The following is an 18670-nucleotide window of genomic DNA, read 5'->3' as shown; positions in this document are numbered from 1 at the left end:
CTCCGTTCGAACCGCCACGCTACGCGGCGCGCGCCGCGGCGACGACCTTGCGCGCGGCGTCGCCGAGATCGTCGGCCGGGATGATGTCGAGCTCGCTGTGGGCGAGGATCTCCTTGCCCAGCGCGACGTTCGTGCCCTCGAGCCGCACGACGAGCGGGATCGAGATGCCGACCTGCTTCGCCGCCGCCAGGATGCCGTTCGCGATGACGTCGCACTTCATGATGCCGCCGAAGATGTTGACGAGCACCGCCCTCACCTGAGGATCCGACAGGATGATCTTGAACGCCGCGGTGACCTTGTCCTCGTCGGCGCCGCCTCCGACGTCGAGGAAGTTCGCGGGCCGCCCGCCGGAGAGCTTGATGACGTCCATCGTCGCCATCGCGAGGCCGGCGCCGTTCACCATGCAACCGATGTCGCCGTCGAGCGCGATGTACTGGAGGTCGTACTCCTTGGCCTGCGTCTCCTTGGGATCCTCCTCGTCGGGATCGCGCATCGCGGCGATGTCCGGGTGCCGGTAGAGCGCGTTGTCGTCGAAGTTCATCTTGGCGTCGAGAGCGAGCACCTCGCCCCCGACGGTGATGACGAGCGGGTTGATCTCGGCGAGCGAGGCGTCCGTCGCGACGTAGGCGTTGTAGAGGCCGGTCGCGAAGCGCACGAACTGGGTGACCGACTCGCCCGTCAGCCCGAGTCCGAAGGCGAGCCTGCGCGCCTGGAACGGCATGAGCCCGGTCAGCGGGTCGACCCACTCGCGGAGGATCTTCTCCGGGTGCTTCGCCGCGACCTCCTCGATGTCCACCCCGCCCTCGGTGGACGCCATCACCGCGAGCCGGCCGACCTCGCGATCGAGCGTCATGCCGAGGTAGAGCTCCCGCGCGATCCGGCAGCCCTCCTCGATGTAGACCTTGCGGACCTCCTGCCCCTCGGGGCCGGTCTGCGGGGTCCTCAGCATCATGCCGAGCATGGCCTCGGCGTGCTGGCGCGCCTCCTCGGGCGAGCGCGCCAGGCGGACGCCGCCGCCCTTGCCGCGCCCTCCGGCGTGGATCTGCGCCTTCACGGCGCAGATGCCGCCTCCGAGCTGGCGGGCGGCGCCCTCGGCCTCGAGCGGTGTGACGGCGAGGTAGCCCCGGGGGACGGCGACCCCGAACTTCCGCAGGATGTCCTTCGCCTGGTATTCGTGGATCTTCACGCGGGGTTACTCCCTCGCCTCCGCATGCCCGTCCTCGATCGCCTGAGCATCGTCGCCCGGAACGTCTCGCGATGGAGGTCGTGAGCGGGATCGATTTGGGGCACTCCTCTACACAGTTCCGGCGCCTCCCGCAGTCCTGGAATTCACCCTGGCCCATAAGGGCACGCGGGGGGCTTCCCGTCGCGCAGCGCGCCGCCGGGCGCTCGAGCTCGCTCGCCCGTGGGCGCACCTCCGGCCAGGGCCAGAGGATGGACCGGCGGACGCAGGAAGGGCCGGCTCCTCGCGAAGCCGGCCCCCGAACGCTACAGCTTGGTCTCGGCGACGGACTTCTTCACGCTCTCGACGGACTTGGCGAGCATCGCCTTCTCCTCGTCGGAGAGCTCGAGCTCGACGACCTTCTCGACGCCCTTCGCGCCGATGACGACCGGCACTCCGAGGAACAGGTCCTTCACGCCGTACTGGCCGTCGAGGTAGGCGGAGCACGGGAGCACGCGCTTCTGATCGCGCAGGTACGCTTCCGCCATCGTGACCGCGCTCGACGCCGGGGCGTAGAACGCCGACCCGGTCCCGAGGAGCGCGACGATCTCGCCGCCGCCCTTGCGCGTGCGCTCGACGATCGCGTCGATCTTGGCCTTGTCGAGGACCTTCGTGAGCGGGATGCCGTTCACGGAGCAGTAGCGGACGAGCGGGACCATGTCGTCGCCGTGGCCGCCGAGCACCACGCCCGTCACGTCCTGCGGGGCGACGCCTGCGGCCTCGCCGATGAAGTACTGGAAGCGCGCGGTGTCGAGCACGCCCGCCATGCCGACCACCTTCTTCTTGTCGAAGCCGGTGACCTTCTGCATCGCGTACACCATCGAGTCGAGCGGGTTCGTCACGACGATGACGAAGGCGTTCGGCGCGTTCTGCTTGATGCCCTGCGCGACCTTCGTGATCGCGTCGAGGTTCACCTTGAGGAGATCGTCGCGGCTCATGCCCGGCTTGCGCGGCACGCCGGCCGTCACGATGCAGACGTCTGCGCCGTCGATGATCGAGTAGTCGCTCGTGCCGCCGCCCCTGATGTCGACGTCGAACTTGAGGACGCCGCGGGTCTGCTGCAGGTCGAGCGCCTTGCCCTTCGCGACTCCCTCCATGATGTCGACGAGGACGACGTCGCCGAGGTTCCGCTGACCGCAGAGCAGCGCCATGGTGCCGCCGATCTGGCCGGCCCCGATGAGAGCGATCTTCTTACGAGCAGCCATGAATCTTCTCCCTTCCTGCGAAGAGGTGCGAGGAAGCTACATGTGCTTGATGATCTCGTCGCCGAACTCCGAGCACTTCACCTCGACCGTGTCCGCCACGCCCTCGGCCTTCATCAGGCGCGCGAAGTCGTAGGTCACGCGGTGCGCCGCGATGGCGCCGTCCATGCCCTTGATGATGAGGTCCGCCGCCTCGTTCCACCCGAGGTGACGGAACATCATCTCGCCGGAGAGGATCACCGAGCCCGGGTTCACCTTGTCGAGGTCGGCGTACTTCGGCGCGGTGCCGTGCGTCGCCTCGAAGATGGCGTGGCCGGTCACGTAGTTGATGTTGCCGCCGGGGGCGATGCCGATGCCCCCGACCTGCGCCGCGAGCGCGTCGGACAGGTAGTCGCCGTTCAGGTTCAGCGTCGCGACGACGTCGAACTCGTCAGGGCGCGTGAGCACCTGCTGCAGCGTGATGTCCGCGATGGCGTCCTTCACGAGGAGCTTGCCACCCTGGAGCGCCGCCTTCTGCTCCGCGTTCGCGGCCTCCTCACCCTTCGAGGCCTTGGTCCGCTCCCACTGCTCCCAGGTGTAGACCTTGTCGGCGAACTCGCGCTCGGCGAGGGCGTAGCCGTAGTTCCGGAACGCGCCCTCCGTGAACTTCATGATGTTGCCCTTGTGCACGAAGGTGACGCTCTTCCGCTTGAGGCGGAGCGCGTACTCGATCGCCGCGCGGACGAGCCGCTCCGTTCCCTCCTTCGAGACGGGCTTGATCCCGAGGCCGGTCGTGCCCGGGAACCGGATCTTCTTGAACTCCTTCGGGAACTCCTTCTCGAGGAAGGCGAGGAGCTTCTTCGCCTGCTCGGAGCCGGCCTCCCACTCGATGCCGGCGTAGATGTCCTCCGTGTTCTCGCGGAAGATCACCATGTCGACCTTGTCCGGGCGCTTCACCGGAGAGGGCACGCCCTTGAACCAGCGGACGGGCCGGAGGCAGACGTACAGGTCGAGCAGCTGGCGGAGCGCGACGTTGAGCGAGCGGATGCCGCCGCCGATGGGCGTCGTGAGCGGTCCCTTGATGCCGATGAGGTACTCGCGGAACGCCTCGATGGTCTCGTCGGGCAGCCAGTTGTTGAACTTCGTGAACGCCTTCTCGCCGGCGTAGACCTCGGTCCAGGCGATCTTGCGCTTGCCGGCGTATGCCTTCTCGACCGCCGCGTCGAGCACGCGCTGGCTGGCGCGCCAGATGTCACGGCCCGTGCCGTCGCCCTCGATGAACGGGAGGATCGGCCGGTCGGGGACGTTCAGCTTCCCGTTCACCAGCGTGATCTTGGCTCCATCCCTCGGCACAACGGGCTTAGCGTCGGGCATACGGTGGACCTCGCGTGTGCAGGAAAAACGTGGAGCCGGGTCTTATCACCCAGCCCTGGGGGAGTAAAGGCGACCGATCGCCAAACGCCCCGGAAAATCGGTGGCTTACAGACTTCAGGAGTCGACGATCGGTGTCGCCGCAGGGCGCCCCGAACGGGCCTGTGCAGCCATTTGCGCGTAATTACTGCGCGTCGCGCCGGCGGCCTGCACGGCGGCCCACGCGCGGAGGCTGCAGAGGGCGGCGAGCTCGACCTCGCGCTCTCGCCCGAACGAGGTCCGGGCGTGGAGCGGGGCGTACCCGGGGTGGGCCATGAGCTCGGTCGCGCCGTCTCCGAGCTGCTCGAGCGCGGCGACGAGCGTCGCCTCCGTCCAGGCGGGCCGGAGCCCGGCATCGCCGAGGAACCGATCGGTCGTGACGACGCCGCGAGAGCGGAGCACGGCGCGCATCCGCGCGTCGATGGCGCGGACCGGGAGGCTGCGCTCCCGCGCGACGGCGGCGAAGGCGTCCAGGACCGCGGGGGCGGCGTGCGCGTGCTTGTGGCTGTCGAGGTGAGTCGGGTCGGCTCCGCGCAGCTCGACGAAGCGGGCGAGCTGCGCGCGGAGCGCCGCCTCCGCGGCCTCGCGCGACAGCGTCGGCTCCAGGACGGCGTGCAGGCCCACGCCCAGGGTCGCCGGGGCCGCCGCGAGCGCCGCAGGCGCGAACGGCGTGTCCACCATGGCCGTCGCGCTCGTGACGAGGCCGCGCGCGTGCGCCTCGAGGATTCCCCGGTCGATCTCCGGGTCGTACCCGAGGTCATCGGCGTTGACGACGAGGAGCTTCAAGATCCTCGGAGCGTCGCGCCCAGGCGCGCGCCGGTCAAGCGGCGTCAATGCAGGACGGCGGGCGCGTCGAGGGCCATCGGCGCCCGCGCCGGGGGCGGCTCGCGCGGGAGATCCACGACGAACGTCGCCCCGGCCCCGGGGACGCTCTCGACGCGGATCTCTCCCCCGTGCGCCTCGACGATCTGCCGCGCGACGTACAGGCCGAGCCCGAGCCCGCCGTAGTTCGCGATGGGCACTGCGCGCTCGAACCGCTCGAACACGCGGGCGTGGTGCTCGGGGGCGATCCCCATCCCCTGGTCGCTCACCCGTATCCGCGCGCGTGCGCCGTCCGCCTCGACGCTGAGGGAGATCGGCTTCCCCTCCCCGAACTTGGAGGCGTTCACGAGCAGGTTCGTGACCACCTGCTCGAGCCGCGTGCGGTCCCACCGCCCCGGCGCGGCCGCGAGCTCGAGCCGCAGCGTCGAGCCCGAGCGCTCCACCTCCGCGCGGACGTGCTCCGCCACCTCGCGTGCGACGTCGGCGAGGTCGAGCGCCTCGTACCGCAGCTGGAGCCGTCCGAGCCGCATGCGCGAGACGTCGAGGATCTCGTTCACGAGGATGGCGATGCGCCGTGTCTGACGCTCGAGCGCCTCCACCCGGGGCTCGAGCATGCGGGGCATGTCGTTCCGCGAGCGCGTCGCGAGGCGGTGGAGGAGCTGGAGCTGGAGCTGGAGGGCCGTCACCGGCGTGCGCAGCTCGTGCGACGCGACCGAGAGGAACTCGTCCCGCTCGCGGACCTCATCCTGCGCCTTGCCCCACTGCCGGGCGCGGTCCTCGAGCAGCTTTCGCTCGGTGACGTCGCGCACGGCCGCGACGACGCAACGCCTCCCGTCCACCTCGATGGGCGACAGGCTGATCTCGGCGGCGAACTCCGCGCCGTCCCTGCGGAGGCCGGACAGGTCGAGGCCGAGCCCCATCGGTCGCGTGCGCGGCGCGGCGTGGTAGCCGGACCGGTGGGCCCGGTGCATCGCCCGGAACCGCGCCGGCAGGAGGAGCTCGATCGGCCGTCCGACGACCTCGGCCCTCGACCAGCCGAACAGCCGCTCGGCCTCCGTGTTCACGTGCACGATCTCGCCGCCCTCGTCGGCGATGACCATCGCGTCCGGCACGGAGTCGAGGAGCGAGAAGTCCACGGACTGAGGTTGTCTCCCATCCCTCCCGGAGAGAAGCGCCGCCCGCTCGTCGTGGGTGCGCCTGGGCGGCCGGGCGCCCAGGCCCGCGCTGGCGCGCGCCGACCGGCGGACCCCAGCTTGAGCAAGGCGCGCCGCCGCGCGCAGGAGAGGAGCGACTTCCGATGCCCGCCGCCGGGACGATCTCGTTGCCGATCGCGGTAGCCGCGGCCGTGGCGCTGGCGCTGCTCACCTCGGCCGCCCCGAACAAGCCCGCTCCCGCGGGTCGGGTCGAGCTGGAGGTGGCGGCGACGCTGCCCATGCCGGAGGGGCCCGCGGCGCTCGTCGTGCTGCGCGACCGGGCGAGCGGGACCGTGCTCCCGCTGCTCGTCCCGGACGGCGAAGCGCTCGGGGCGGGGGCGCGCCTCGGGAGGGCGCCGGAGAGCCTGCTCGCCCGCGCGCTCGACGCGCTCGGGGCGCGCGTGCGCGCGGTGGAGATCGACGCCGCGGAGGAGACCTCGACCGGCGCGCGCGTCCGGCTCGATCAGGCCGGGCGCGAGGTGGAGGTGCCCGCTCGTCCCTCCGAGTCGATCGCGCTCGCGCTCGCGTCGGGGGTGCCGATCTTCACGAACCGGCAGCTGCTCGCGAAGTCCGGGCTCACGCCCGACGAGCTCCGGAAGGCCCACGCGGCGATGACCACGAAGGCGAGCGGGGACCCGCTGCGGCTCTGACGGCTCGGCGGACGAGGCGAAGCCGCCGGGGCGCGGCCGCGTTCGCGGGCCGGCCGCGGCGGCGACCGGAGCGCCTCGCGACGAGCGTTCTAGCCGGTCTTCGCCGGCGGGCGGGGCGTCGTCGCGTGCGACTCCGCCGAGAAGTCGTAGATCGACTCGAGCCGCACGTTCCGGTACCGCTCGAGCTTCATCGCCATGCGCGCCAGCCGCGCGAGGAAGGCGGGCACGTCGGGCGAGTTGCCCTTCCCCGCCGCCTTCTTGAGCCGCTTCACCTCGGCCAGGATGGGCTTGCGCGCCTCCCGTGGGTGGTAGAGGAACGCGCCGGAGAAGAGCAGCGTCCCGTCGTAAGGGAGCAGGCGTGCCTCGAGGAGATCGCCCTTCTCCAGGCCGGCGGTGGTGCGCCGCTCGGTCACGTCGTAGTCGCCGCCGGTGAACACGTCCCGCACCCGGACCTTGCCCTCCGAGAGCTTGCGGACCTCGAACAGCCCGTGGAACGTCTTCGAGAGCTCGCCGTAGGCGGCGCGGTCCTCGTCCGAGAGCGCCGGCCCCTCCGACTCGAAGAATCGCTCGAGCGTCGTGCCCGTGCCGCCGGACGGACGGAAGTCGTACAGGTAGAAGTCCAGCATCCCGTTCAGCCGGACCTCGTAGGTGCGGTCCTCCTCGTGCGGCTCGCCGTAGGCCTCGAAGTGCGCCTTGCGGGCGGCGAGCAGATCGTCCTTCCGCTCCTCCGCCGTCGCCCACGCGAGGAGCCGCTCCTGGAGCTCCCCGAGCCTCATCGCGAGCGCTCCATGAGCTGCGCGAAGCGGCCGAAGAGCTGCCGCGCGTCGTGGGGACCGGGGGACGCCTCGGGGTGGTACTGCACGCTGAACGCCGGCGCGTCGAGGATCTCGATGCCCTCGACCGTGCCGTCGTTGAGGTTCACGTGCGTGACCCGGGCGCGCTTGCCGAGCGTCTTGTCGTCGACGGCGAACCCGTGGTTCTGGACGGTGATGTCCACCTTGCCGGTGGCGAGGTCCTTCACCGGCTGGTTCGCGCCGCGGTGGCCGAACTTGAGCTTGTAGGTCTTCGCGCCGACGGAGAGGGCCAGGATCTGGTGGCCGAGGCAGATGCCGAAGATCGGCGTCTTCCCGAGCAGCCCCGCGACGGCGTCCTGCGCGCCCACGACCGCGGCCGGATCGCCGGGCCCGTTCGTGAGGAAGACGCCGTCCGGCTTCAGCGCGAGCGCCTCGGCGGCGGTCGTCCGGGAGGGCACGACGGTGATGCGGCAGCCCTGCTCGGCGAGGAGCCGCAGCATCGCGCGCTTCAGGCCCCAGTCGTAGGCGACGACGTGGAAGCGCGCCTCCGCCCGCGGCCGCTCCGCGTCCGACCACGCGTCGGCGCCGGTCTCGGTCCAGGTGTAGGGGCGGTCGGTCGAGATGCGCGTCGCGAGGTCCTGCCCTTCCATCCCGGGCAGCGCGCGGGCGCGCTCGACGAGCGCCTTCGCGCTCCCCTCGGTCGAGATGACGCCCATCTGCGCGCCGGCCGTGCGCAGGTGACGCGTGAGCCGGCGGGTGTCGATCCCGGCGATGCCGACGATGCCGTGCTGGCGGAGGTAGGCTTCGAGGCTCCGCTCCGCGCGGAAGCTCGAGGGCTCCTCGGCGTAGTGCTTCACGATGAACCCGGTCGCGTGCGGGTGGACCGACTCGTCGTCGGGCCCGTTCACGCCGTAGTTTCCCTGCTCCGGGTACGTCATGCAGATCATCTGCTCGACGTACGAGGGATCGGTCAGGATCTCCTGGTACCCGGTCATCGACGTGTTGAAGACGACCTCGCCGGTCGCCTCCCCGGCCGCGCCGAACGAGCGACCTTCGAACGTCGTGCCGTCCGCTAGCGCGAGGATGGCCCGCTTCATCTTTCCGTCCTGCCCTCCCCGTGGACGATCCGGCCGTCCACGATCGTCATCACACAACGCCCGGTGAGGCGGCTTCCCTTCCACGGGGTGTTCCGGCTCTTCGAGTACATCCGCGCGGGGTCGACCGTCCACTCCGCCACGGGGTCGAGGACCGCGACGTCCGCAGGCATCCCGGGCGCGAGCGTCCCGCCCGCGAGGCCGAACGCACGCGCCGCGCCGATCGTCAGCGCCTCCACGAGGCGCCGCTCGGGGAGCGCGCCCGCCCGGACGAGGGACAGGCAGACGGGGAAGGCCGTCTCGAGCCCCGTGATCCCGTTCAAGGCGGCGTCGAACTCGACGTCCTTCTCCACCGCCGAGTGCGGCGCGTGGTCCGTGGCGATGGCGTCGAGGGTCCCGTCCGCGAGCCCCTCCCGGCACGCCCGCACGTCCTCGGCCGAGCGCAGCGGCGGGTTCATCTTGTAGTCGGTCGAGTAGCCGGACGACGCGACGTCCTCGTCCGTGAGGGCGAGGTGGTGCGGCGTCACCTCCGCGGTCACCGCGAGCCCGCGCGCCTTGGCCGCGCGGATGGCGCGGACCGCGCCCTGGGTCGACACGTGCGCGACATGCAGCCGGCCGCCGGTCAGCTCCGCGAGCGCGATGTCGCGGAGGACCATCACGTCCTCCGCCTGCGCCGGGATGCCCTTCAGCCCGAGACGCGTCGAGGCGGCCCCCTCGTGCATCACGCCCTTGCCCACGAGCTGGAGATCCTCCTCGTGGACCGTGAGCGGGAGGCCGAAGGTCCTGGCGTACTCGAGCGCGCGGCGCATGAGCGCCGACGAGAGGACCGGGCGGCCGTCGTCGGAGAGCGCGACGCAGCCCGCCGCGTGGAGCTCCCCGAACTCGGCCAGCTCCTCGCCGTTCGAGCCCTTCGAGATCGCGCCGACCGGGTAGACGCGGGCGAGCCCCGCCGCGGCAGCGCGGGCGAGCACGAGCTCCGTCACCGAGGCGTTGTCGTTGACGGGCTTCGTGTTCGGCATGGCGCAGACGGCGGTGAAGCCGCCCGCGACCGCCGCGCGCGCCCCGGTCGCCACCGTCTCCTTGTATTCCTGCCCCGGCTCGCGCAGGTGCACGTGCAGATCGATGAAGCCGGGGGTGACCCACTTGCCGCGCGCGTCGAACGCCCGGGCGTCGCGCGGCCGCTCCACGCGCTCGGCGACCTCCGCGATCTTCCCGTCGCGGACGACCACCGTGCGGACTCCGTCCGTGCCGCTCGCCGGGTCGATGACCCGCCCACCCTCGATGAAGAGCACCTCAGCCATGTCGTCCCCGCTCGCGCGCCGGCCCCGCCGTGCGCCTCACGCCTTCGCCTCGCCCGCGTCGGCGGGGTTGCCGCCCGCGAGCAGGTACAGGATCGCCATCCGCACCGCCACCCCGTTCTGCACCTGGTCGAGGATGACGCTCTGCGGCCCGTCCGCGACCTCGGGCGAGAGCTCCACGCCCCGGTTGATCGGGCCCGGGTGGAGGATCACGCACTGCGGGCGCAGCCACTCGGCCGCCTTCTTCGCGTTGAGGCCCCAGAGCTTCGAGTACTCGCGCGTGCCCGGGATGAGCGGGTCGCCGATGCGCTCGTGCTGGATGCGGAGCATCACCACCGCGTCCACCCCCTCGACCGCCTCGCGGAGCTGGTAGTGCACCGTCGCGCCGAGCGCCTCGACACCCGCGGGCATCATGGTGGGCGGCCCGCAGAGCCGGACCCGCGCGCCGAGCTTCGTCATGGCGTGGATGTCCGAGCGCGCGACGCGCGAGTGGCTGATGTCACCCACGATCGCGACGGTCTTCCCCTCGAGCGTCCCGAGCTTCTCGCGCAAGGTGAAGCAGTCGAGGAGCCCCTGGCTCGGGTGCTCGTGCGCGCCGTCGCCGGCGGAGACGACCGCGCAGCCCACGTGCTCGGCGACGAGCTGCGGCGCGCCTCCCGCCGAGTGGCGGATGACGAGCACGTCCGGCCGCATCGCCTCGAGGTTCCGGGCGGTGTCGATGAGCGTCTCGCCCTTCGTCACGGAGGAGGAGGCCGAGGTCCAGTTGAGCGCGTCGGCGGAGAGGACCTTCGCGGCGATCTCGAAGGAGCTGCGCGTGCGGGTCGAGGCCTCGAAGAAGAGGTTCACGACCGACTTGCCGCGCAGGCTGGGCACCTTCTTGATGGGCCGCTGCAGGACCTCCTTCATGGAGACGGCGAGGTCGAGGACCTCGAGGATCTCCTCGCGAGAGTAGTCGGCGAGCGCGATGCAGTGCTTGTGACGGCCGATCACGTCCCCCTCCTCTTCACGACGACGGCGTCCTCGCGGGCGCCGCCCTCGGTGAGCTGGACCTCGACGACGTCCTCGTCCGCGACCTGGAGCCTCGCGCCGACGAAGTCTGCGGCGATGGGCAGCTCGCGCCCGCCCCGGTCGACGAGCACCGCGAGCCAGACGCGGCGCGGGCGGCCGAAGTCGACGAGCTCGTCCAGCGCCGCGCGGACGGTGCGCCCCGTGTAGAGCACGTCGTCCACGAGCACGATGAGCTTGCCCGCCACCGGGAACCGGATGTCCGTCGGCCCGATGATGGGGGCCGCGCCGCGCTCGGAGAGGTCGTCGCGGTAGAGCGCGATGTCGAGGGTCCCGAGCGGCGGCTCCGCGCCGAGGCTCCGCGCGAGCTCGGCGCGAATCCGCTCCGCGAGGTGGACGCCCCCCCGGCGGATCCCCACGATGGCCACGTCGCGCGCTGCGCCGCCGGCCTTCGCGCGCTGCGCGATCTCGTCGGCGAGCCGCTTCACGGCGCGCTGCAGCTCCTGTGCGTTCATCCCCACCTCCATCAGCGCCCCGGCCCCCAGTCCGGCCGGGAGAGATCGCCGTCGATGTCGACCGTGAACACCCGCGTCCCCGTCCGATCGAGGAACGGGTACGCGACGGACCGCTCGTACTGGAAGGCGACGTGCAGGGTCGGCGGTTGCGCGGCCGCGTCGCGCTCCCAGGTCACGTCGGCGGGGTCGACCACCACCGCCGGGACGCGGGCCGGGGCGCCGGTGGCGTCCTCGCCCTCCACCTGCGCGAGCGTCTCGAGCTTGTGCACCATGTTCTGGACGAGCTCGGCGTCGCGCGGGTTCCGCACCGCCTGGTTGATGTGCTCCCGGACGACCTGCTTCACCTCGTAGTGGACCACGTAGACCGGTCCCCACACCCAGAGCCAGTAGGCGCCGCCGGCCAGGCCGGCGAGGAGGACGAGGGTCACCCAGTTGACGGCGCCGCGCTCGGGGTGGCGGGCGCCCGAACGCGCGTCCCGAGGACGCGGCGCGCCGTGGGCGCGCGCGGGGTCGACGGGAAGGACGTGCATCGAGGTGGATCTTCTACCAGCTACTCGATGCGTTTGAAAAGGCGATCGAACCGCGGCCCGCGTCCGTCGCCGCGGAGCCCTCCCCCGTTCCCCCAGCTCCAGAACACGACCGTGGCACGGCCCGCGATGTGATCGAACGGCACCTGCCAGCCGCCCTCGCCCCGGCTGTCGGCCGACCTGTCGCGGTTGTCCCCCAGCACGAACACGTGGCCGGGGCGGACGACCTCGAACGGCCCCTCCCGCGCGGCCAGGCGTGCTCTCCGGCACTGGAGCACGTCGTACGTCGCGACGCCCGCTGCCGCGCCGGTCTGCCAGCTGGCCTCCGCGTCGGCGGCGTCGGCGCCGTCCGGATGCGCGAGCTCGCCGCGCGCGAGCGCCTCGCGGTAGCGGCGGCAGGTGTCGGAGAAGAGCGCGCCCGTGACGTCGCTCCGCTCCTCGTAGGGGAGCTCTCCATCCGGGGTGCGCGGCTGTGGCACGCCGTTCACGTAGAGGACCTGCTCCCGGATCTCGACGACGTCGCCCGGCACGCCGGCGACGCGCTTCACGTAGTCCTTCGCCGGCTCGCGCGGGTTCTCGAACACGATGACGTCCCCGCGGCGCGGCACGCCGAGCTCCACGAGGCGCAGGTGCGTGAAGGGGACGCGGATGGCGTAGGCGAGCTTCGAGACGAAGATGTGGTCGCCGACGAGGAGCGTCGGGACCATCGAGCCGGAGGGGATCCGGAAGGCCTCGACGACGAAGCCGCGCAGGAAGAGCGCGACGACCACCGCCACGAGCATCGACTCGGCGTACTCCCGCCAGAGCGGCCGCGCGCGCCGGGCGAGGTGCACCTCCCACAGCGCGTCGAGGGCGCGCAGCGCGGTCGAGAGCCGCTCCGCCTCGCCCTCCCCGGCGGCCTCCTCGACCTCGTCCGCGGCGGCCACGATCTCGGCGCGGGCCGCCCCGAGCCGCCGCGCGTCTCGAGCGGCCAGGCGGCGGGCGTCGCGCGCGAAGCGGCGCGCGTCCCTGCGAGCCCGGGCGAGCCGGCGGGCGTCGCGCTCCACGCCGGCGCTACCCCTCGACCTTCAGCACGGCGAGGAACGCCTCCTGCGGGATCTCCACCGAGCCGACCTGCTTCATGCGCTTCTTGCCCTCCTTCTGGCGCTCGAGGAGCTTGCGCTTGCGGCTGATGTCGCCACCGTAGCACTTCGCGATGACGTCCTTGCGGAAGGCCTTCACCGTCTCCCTGGCGATGATCTTCGCGCCGATCGCCGCCTGGATGGCGACCTCGTACATCTGCTTCGGGATGACCTCGCGGAGCTTCTGGCAGAGCTCGCGGCCGCGGTGGTAGGCGCGCTCGCGGTGGACGATGACGCTGAGCGCGTCCACCGGCTCGCCGTTGATGAGGATGTCGAGCTTCACGAGGTCGGCCTCCTCGTAGCCCTTGAGCTCGTAGTCGAGGCTCGCGTACCCGCGCGACACGCTCTTCAGCTTGTCGAAGAAGTCGAAGACCACCTCGGCGAGCGGGATGTCGTAGGTGATCTGGACGCGCTTCGTGCCGACGTACTTGAGATCGCGCTGCACGCCGCGGCGATCCTGGCAGAGCTGGAGGATCGCGCCCACGTCGTCGGTGCGGGCGTGGATGTGGCAGGTGAGGTGCGGCTCCTCGAGCTTCGCGATCCGCTGGACGGGCGGGAGCTTCGCGGGGTTGTCGATCTCCACCACCTCCCCCTGCGTGTCGGTCACGCGGTAGACGACCGAGGGCGCGGTGGTGATGAGGGAGAGGTTGTACTCGCGCTCGAGCCGCTCCTGGACGATCTCCATGTGGAGGAGCCCCAGGTAGCCGCAGCGGAAGCCGAAGCCGAGCGCGGTCGAGGTCTCGGGCTCGAAGGTGAAGGCGGAGTCGTTGAGGCGGAGCTTCTCGAGCGCGTCGCGGAGCTGCTCGTAGTCCTTCGCCTCGATGGGGAAGACCCCGGAGAAGACCATCGGCTTCACGACCTTGAAGCCCGGGAACGGGTCGTCGGTGGGCCGGTCCGCCTCGGTGACGGTGTCGCCCACCTTCGCGTCCTGGACGTCCTTCACGTTCGCGACGACGACTCCCACCTCGCCCGCCGTGAGCCGCTGCACGGGCACCGCGAACGGGGCGAAGATCCCGAGCTCCTGGACCTCGAACTTCTTCTTGTTCGAGACGAGCTGGATCTTCAGCTTCGGCGCGAGCGTGCCCTCGAACACGCGCACGAGCATGACGACGCCGCGGTACGAGTCGTACCAGGAGTCGAAGATGATCGCCTTGAGCGGCGCGTCGGGATCGCCCTTCGGCGGGGGGACCTTGCGGACGATCTGCTCGAGGATGTCCCCGATGCCGATCCCCTCCTTGGCGGACGCGGGGACCGCCTCCGACGCGTCGAGGCCGATGACCTCCTCGATCTCGGCGCGCACGCCGGGGACGTCGGCGCTCGGCAGGTCGACCTTGTTGATGACCGGGATGATCTCGAGGTCATGGTCGAGCGCCTGGTAGACGTTCGCGAGCGTCTGCGCCTCGACGCCCTGGGTGGCGTCGACGACGAGGATCGCGCCCTCGCACGCGGCGAGCGAGCGCGAGACCTCGTAGGCGAAGTCGACGTGCCCGGGGGTGTCGATGAGGTTCAGCTCGTAGTCCTTCCCGTCGCGGGCGCGGTAGCGCATGCGGACGGTCTGAGCCTTGATGGTGATCCCGCGCTCGCGCTCGAGCTCCATGTTGTCGAGGAACTGCGCCTGCGCGTGCCGCTCGCTCACGGTCCCGGTGTGCTCGAGGAGGCGATCCGCGAGCGTGGACTTGCCATGATCGATGTGGGCGATGATCGAGAAGTTTCGGATGTGCGCGTTCGACTCGGGCATGGAGACGCGGGGCTTGTAACACGCGCGTTCCCCAGGGGCCACGCCGCCCTCCACGTCGCACGGCCAGGCGCCGCCGCCGAGAGCGTCCGGGCCCCGCGGCAACCGGGCGCGATCGGATGGCAGCCCGACGTGATATCGGTCCGCCGCGTCGAGCGGCCGGGAGAGAAGCCAGGCCCGCACCCGCTGCCGGCGCGCGGCCGGCGACCGACGTCTGGCATCCCGGATCGCCGCGTCCCGGCCTGGCTCCCCCGTTAGAGGAGCCCCAGCAATACCCGTGGGTTGTGTTGATATACGTGTATGGCACCATATATTGTAGTCACGCGTTGACATCAGGCGGTCGGCTGGTAGAGTGAACGGTCGCAGTACAGCGGCGTCGCAAGGGCGGAGAGCGGAAATGCGGCGCTACGCGAGGGGAAATCCAGACATCGCTGCCTCTGACAGAGGCGGCTGGTAGACCTTCGGCACACTACGAGGGCCGGCCGGAGGCACGTTCGATCGGCCGCACGCGTGACCGCGTGTGGCCGCAGGGGCAGGCGTTTGCCCGCGCTCACCGGGAGCGCGCGGGGCGGAGGACGAGGGACATGATGGAGCGCGAAGTCACGGGGCAGAGGCCGAGGGGCACGCGGGCGGCGAAGAAGAGCGCGAGGAAGGGGCTCGCGATCCCACGCACCTTCACGACGAAGGGCGTGGATCCGGCGGAGGAGCTGGTCTGGGAGACGCGCACGGCCCAGATCACGGGAGAGGGCGGCGCCATCATCTTCGAGCAGCGGGACGTCGAGGTCCCGAAGAGCTGGTCGATGCTCGCGACGAACGTCGTCGCGTCCAAGTACTTCCGCGGTCCGATCGGCTCCCCTGCCCGCGAGCGCTCCGTGAGGCAGCTCGTGGGCCGGGTCGTCTCGACCATCGCCGCCTGGGGCCGCAAGGACGGCTACTTCGGCACCGAGGAGGACGCGGCGGCGTTCGAGGCCGAGCTCGCCCACCTCGTGTACCGGCAGAAGATGAGCTTCAACTCGCCGGTCTGGTTCAACGTCGGCGTGGAGGAGCACCCGCAGTGCTCCGCCTGCTTCATCAACTCCGTCGGCGACTCGATGGACTCCATCCTCCGGCTCGCCCACACCGAGGGGATGCTCTTCAAGTACGGCTCCGGCGCCGGCTCCAACCTGTCGAAGATCCGCTCCTCGAAGGAGCTCCTGTCGGGCGGCGGCGAGGCCTCCGGTCCGGTCTCGTTCATGCGCGGCTTCGACGCGTTCGCGGGCGTCATCAAGTCGGGCGGCAAGACGCGCCGCGCGGCGAAGATGGTGATCCTCGACGCCGATCACCCCGACATCGGCGAGTTCATCACCTGCAAGTCGGACGAGGAGAAGAAGGCCTGGGCCCTCATCGACGCCGGCTACGACGGCGGGTTCAACGTGAAGGGCGGGGCGTACGACTCGGTCTTCTTCCAGAACGCGAACCACTCGATCCGGGTGACCGACGCGTTCATGCGCGCCGTCCACGAGGATCGGCCCTGGGAGCTCAAGGCCCGCATCGACGGCAAGGCCCTCGAGACCGTGCGCGCGCGCGACCTCATGAGGCAGGTGACGGAGGCGGCCTGGCTCTGCGGTGATCCGGGCATGCAGTTCGACTCCACCATCAACGCCTGGCACACGTGCCCGGGCACGGATCGGATCAACGCGTCGAACCCGTGCTCCGAGTACATGTTCCTCGACGACTCGGCCTGCAACCTCGCGTCGCTGAACCTCATGCACTTCCGCGGGATCGACGGCGGGTTCGACGTCGAGTCCTTCAAGCGCGCGGTCGACCTCACCATCCTCGCGCAGGAGATCCTCGTCTCCAACGCGAAGTACCCGACCGAGAAGATCGGGAAGAACAGCGAGGACTACCGGCCCCTCGGGCTCGGGTACGCGAACCTCGGCGCGCTGCTGATGGCGAGCGGCCTGCCCTACGACTCGGACGGCGGCCGCGCGTACGCGGCGGCGATCACCGCCCTCATGACGGGCGAGGCGTACGCGATGAGCGCCCGCATCGCGGAGCACATGGGGCCGTTCGCCGGCTACGCGAAGAATCGCGAGCCGTTCCTCGGGGTCGTCCGCAAGCACTCGAACCACGTCGATCGCATCGACCCGACCTTCGTCGAGCGCCCGCTGCTCGACGCGGCGCGGGACGCCTGGAGCGACGCGCTCCGCACCGGGGCGCAGAGCGGCTACCGGAACGCGCAGGTCACCGTCCTCGCGCCCACCGGCACCATCGGGTTCATGATGGACTGCGACACGACGGGCATCGAGCCGGACATCGCGCTCGTGAAGTACAAGAAGCTCGTCGGCGGCGGCGTGCTCAAGATCGTGAACAACACGGTCCCGCTCGCGCTCCAGCGGCTCGGGTACTCCGCCGACACGATCGCCTCGGTCCTCCAGTTCATCGACGAGGTCGAGACCATCGAGGGCGCGCCCGAGCTCCGGGACCTGCACCTGCCCGTGTTCGACTGCGCGTTCAAGCCGCAGAACGGCAGCCGCTCGATCCACTACATGGGCCACATCCGCATGATGGGCGCGGTCCAGCCGTTCCTCTCAGGCGCCATCTCGAAGACCGTCAACATGCCCACCGACGCGACGCCGGAGGACATCGAGACGGCGTACGTCGAGGCCTGGAAGCTCGGGCTCAAGGCGATCGCGGTCTACCGCGACGGCTGCAAGCGGAGCCAGCCGCTCAACACCGGCAAGGCGAAGGAGGAGGAGAAGCGGGAGTCCTCCGGCGAGCGGCTCGCGCGGCGCCGCCTCCCCGACGAGCGCCGCTCGATCACGCACAAGTTCTCGATCGGCGGACACGAGGGCTACATGACCGTCGGCATGTACGACGACGGCCAGCCGGGCGAGGTCTTCATCACGATGGCGAAGGAGGGGTCGGTGGTCTCCGGCCTCATGGACTCCTTCGCCACCTCGATCTCCATGGCCCTCCAGTACGGCGTGCCGCTGCAGGTGCTCTGCGACAAGTTCAGCCACATGCGGTTCGAGCCGTCGGGCTTCACCGGCAACCCGGACATCCCGATCGCGAAGTCGATCTCCGACTACCTGTTCCGCTGGCTCGCGCTGAAGTTCCTCCCGAGCGAGCAGGCGGCGACGGAGACCCCCGCGAACGCGCTGCCGCCGGGCGCCGCGCCGGCCGCGCCGTCCGCTCGCGCCGCGCAGCAGACCGTCGAGGCGAAGCCGCTCCCCGCGGCGACCCAGGCGAACGGCCACGCGAACGGGACGAACGGCATCCAGACCGCGTACAAGCGCGAGAGCGACGCGCCGCCCTGCCCCACCTGCGGCTCGATCACGGTGCGGAACGGCGCCTGCTACAAGTGCGTGAACTGCGGCTCCACGACGGGCTGCAGCTAGCCTCTCCGTGACCCGGCCGCGGATCCCCGCGGTCCTGACACCACGCGCGCCGGGGCGGACGTTCCGCTCCGGCGCGTTCCATTTCTCGAGCAGCGTGCCGCGTCAGGTCCGCCTGGCGAACGCGGAGCCCTGCCTGTGAGTTGGCGGGGCGGGGTTGCGCATCGGTGAGGTCGCCGCGGCCGACCGCGCTGCATTGCGGTCCCCGTGGACCCGGGCGGTGCCTGACGCGTCCAGTGGGCCGCCTGCGGCGCGAGGTCCCGCAACGGGGGGTGCTGCAGGCGGGGCCGTGGAGGGCTTGGGGCCGTGGAGGGCTCGGGGTCGAGGTCGAGGTCGAGGTCGAGGTCGAGGTCGAGGTCGGGGTCGAGGTCGGGGTCGAGGTCGGGGTCGAGGTCGGGGTCGAGGTCGGGGTCGGGGTCGGGGTCGGGGTCGAGGTCGAGGTCGGGGTCGTTCTGGCCGACATCGCCGCGGTCGAGGTCACCTTGGCGCGCCGCCTGGACGGGACCTCACGTCCTCGGCGGGCCACGATGGACGGGGACAAGGTACGGGGGGCGGTGCCGTCCGCCAGACGCCGCCGGCAACGCGGGGCTGCGGGCGGCAGCTGCGCATGGGCGAGGTGGCCGTGGCCAACCGCGTTGCATTGCGGTCCGTGGGTCGGGGCGGTGCCTACCGCGTCCAGTGGCCCGCCTGCGGGCGCGAGGTCCCGCCACGTGGGGCGGCGCGCTG

15 protein-coding genes are annotated in these 18670 nt (G+C 71.1%); 2 read left to right on the top strand and 13 right to left on the bottom strand.

Annotation, left to right across the window (positions count from 1 at the left end):
• Positions 1-19: 19 nt before the first annotated feature.
• From sucC to MNY62_RS17380, 5 genes are all read right to left on the bottom strand, one after another.
• The gene (gene sucC / locus MNY62_RS17400) at positions 20-1186 is read right to left on the bottom strand and encodes an ADP-forming succinate--CoA ligase subunit beta (RefSeq protein WP_242345462.1); all 1167 of its coding nucleotides are present in this window, start codon (positions 1184-1186) and stop codon (positions 20-22) included.
• A 302-nt stretch (positions 1187-1488) separates the two neighbouring features.
• Complete coding sequence (gene mdh / locus MNY62_RS17395) at positions 1489-2427, bottom strand: malate dehydrogenase (RefSeq protein ID WP_242345461.1); 939 nt, start codon at positions 2425-2427, stop codon at positions 1489-1491.
• 36 nt (positions 2428-2463) lie between these two features.
• The gene (icd, locus tag MNY62_RS17390; protein WP_242345460.1) at positions 2464-3777 is read right to left on the bottom strand and encodes an NADP-dependent isocitrate dehydrogenase; all 1314 of its coding nucleotides are present in this window, start codon (positions 3775-3777) and stop codon (positions 2464-2466) included.
• Between the two features lie 114 nt (positions 3778-3891).
• On the bottom strand, positions 3892-4599 hold the full coding sequence (locus MNY62_RS17385) for a ChbG/HpnK family deacetylase (protein ID WP_242345459.1): 708 nt from the start codon (positions 4597-4599) through the stop codon (positions 3892-3894).
• 44 nt (positions 4600-4643) lie between these two features.
• Positions 4644-5771: a PAS domain-containing sensor histidine kinase gene (locus MNY62_RS17380; RefSeq protein ID WP_242345458.1), complete on the bottom strand. Its 1128-nt coding sequence runs from the start codon at positions 5769-5771 to the stop codon at positions 4644-4646.
• Positions 5772-5932: 161 nt separating this feature from the next.
• On the opposite strand from MNY62_RS17380, the gene MNY62_RS17375 reads away from it, so the two are divergent.
• On the top strand, positions 5933-6478 hold the full coding sequence (locus tag MNY62_RS17375; RefSeq protein WP_242345457.1) for a bifunctional nuclease family protein: 546 nt from the start codon (positions 5933-5935) through the stop codon (positions 6476-6478).
• 89 nt (positions 6479-6567) lie between these two features.
• Here the strand turns inward: MNY62_RS17375 and MNY62_RS17370 are convergent, their stop codons facing one another.
• The 8 genes from MNY62_RS17370 to lepA are packed head-to-tail and all read right to left on the bottom strand — an operon-like array spanning position 6568 to position 14570.
• Positions 6568-7254 (bottom strand): hypothetical protein, encoded by a 687-nt coding sequence (locus MNY62_RS17370; RefSeq protein WP_242345456.1) that lies wholly within the window; start codon positions 7252-7254, stop codon positions 6568-6570.
• On the bottom strand, positions 7251-8369 hold the full coding sequence (gene carA, locus MNY62_RS17365; protein ID WP_242345455.1) for a glutamine-hydrolyzing carbamoyl-phosphate synthase small subunit: 1119 nt from the start codon (positions 8367-8369) through the stop codon (positions 7251-7253). Before carA ends, MNY62_RS17370 begins: the two co-directional genes overlap by 4 nt.
• Positions 8366-9667, bottom strand: coding sequence for a dihydroorotase (locus tag MNY62_RS17360; protein WP_242345454.1), 1302 nt, complete (start codon positions 9665-9667; stop codon positions 8366-8368). Before MNY62_RS17360 ends, carA begins: the two co-directional genes overlap by 4 nt.
• 36 nt (positions 9668-9703) lie before the next feature.
• Positions 9704-10654 (bottom strand): aspartate carbamoyltransferase catalytic subunit, encoded by a 951-nt coding sequence (locus MNY62_RS17355; RefSeq protein WP_242345453.1) that lies wholly within the window; start codon positions 10652-10654, stop codon positions 9704-9706.
• On the bottom strand, positions 10651-11184 hold the full coding sequence (gene pyrR, locus MNY62_RS17350; protein ID WP_242345452.1) for a bifunctional pyr operon transcriptional regulator/uracil phosphoribosyltransferase PyrR: 534 nt from the start codon (positions 11182-11184) through the stop codon (positions 10651-10653). The genes MNY62_RS17355 and pyrR overlap by 4 nt, the downstream gene beginning before the upstream one ends.
• Positions 11185-11195: 11 nt before the next feature.
• Entirely contained in the window at positions 11196-11714 is a 519-nt protein-coding gene (locus MNY62_RS17345) for a hypothetical protein (protein ID WP_242345451.1), read from the bottom strand.
• Positions 11715-11734: 20 nt separating this feature from the next.
• The gene (gene lepB, locus MNY62_RS17340; protein WP_242345450.1) at positions 11735-12757 is read right to left on the bottom strand and encodes a signal peptidase I; all 1023 of its coding nucleotides are present in this window, start codon (positions 12755-12757) and stop codon (positions 11735-11737) included.
• Between the two features lie 7 nt (positions 12758-12764).
• A complete protein-coding gene (gene lepA, locus MNY62_RS17335) occupies positions 12765-14570 on the bottom strand; it encodes a translation elongation factor 4 (protein WP_242345449.1) in 1806 nt (601 codons plus the stop codon).
• A 581-nt stretch (positions 14571-15151) separates the two neighbouring features.
• Here lepA and MNY62_RS17330 point away from each other — a divergent pair.
• On the top strand, positions 15152-17947 hold the full coding sequence (locus MNY62_RS17330) for a vitamin B12-dependent ribonucleotide reductase (protein WP_242345448.1): 2796 nt from the start codon (positions 15152-15154) through the stop codon (positions 17945-17947).
• Positions 17948-18670 lie beyond the last annotated feature (723 nt).

Source organism: Anaeromyxobacter terrae (genome assembly GCF_022690685.1).
GTDB lineage: Bacteria > Myxococcota > Myxococcia > Myxococcales > Anaeromyxobacteraceae > Anaeromyxobacter > Anaeromyxobacter terrae.
The sequence above is the reverse complement of the archived record's forward strand: the minus strand, read 5'-3'. Positions and strand labels throughout refer to the sequence as shown.

Coding starts and splice junctions, on each gene's coding strand:
- MNY62_RS17330 (WP_242345448.1), top strand. CDS start 15,152: ATGATGGAGCGCGAAGTCACGGGGCAGAGGCCGAGGGGCACGCGGGCG.
- MNY62_RS17370 (WP_242345456.1), bottom strand. CDS start 7,254: ATGAGGCTCGGGGAGCTCCAGGAGCGGCTCCTCGCGTGGGCGACGGCG.
- lepA (WP_242345449.1), bottom strand. CDS start 14,570: ATGCCCGAGTCGAACGCGCACATCCGAAACTTCTCGATCATCGCCCAC.
- MNY62_RS17360 (WP_242345454.1), bottom strand. CDS start 9,667: ATGGCTGAGGTGCTCTTCATCGAGGGTGGGCGGGTCATCGACCCGGCG.
- icd (WP_242345460.1), bottom strand. CDS start 3,777: ATGCCCGACGCTAAGCCCGTTGTGCCGAGGGATGGAGCCAAGATCACG.
- mdh (WP_242345461.1), bottom strand. CDS start 2,427: ATGGCTGCTCGTAAGAAGATCGCTCTCATCGGGGCCGGCCAGATCGGC.
- MNY62_RS17375 (WP_242345457.1), top strand. CDS start 5,933: ATGCCCGCCGCCGGGACGATCTCGTTGCCGATCGCGGTAGCCGCGGCC.
- pyrR (WP_242345452.1), bottom strand. CDS start 11,184: ATGAACGCACAGGAGCTGCAGCGCGCCGTGAAGCGGCTCGCCGACGAG.
- MNY62_RS17345 (WP_242345451.1), bottom strand. CDS start 11,714: ATGCACGTCCTTCCCGTCGACCCCGCGCGCGCCCACGGCGCGCCGCGT.
- carA (WP_242345455.1), bottom strand. CDS start 8,369: ATGAAGCGGGCCATCCTCGCGCTAGCGGACGGCACGACGTTCGAAGGT.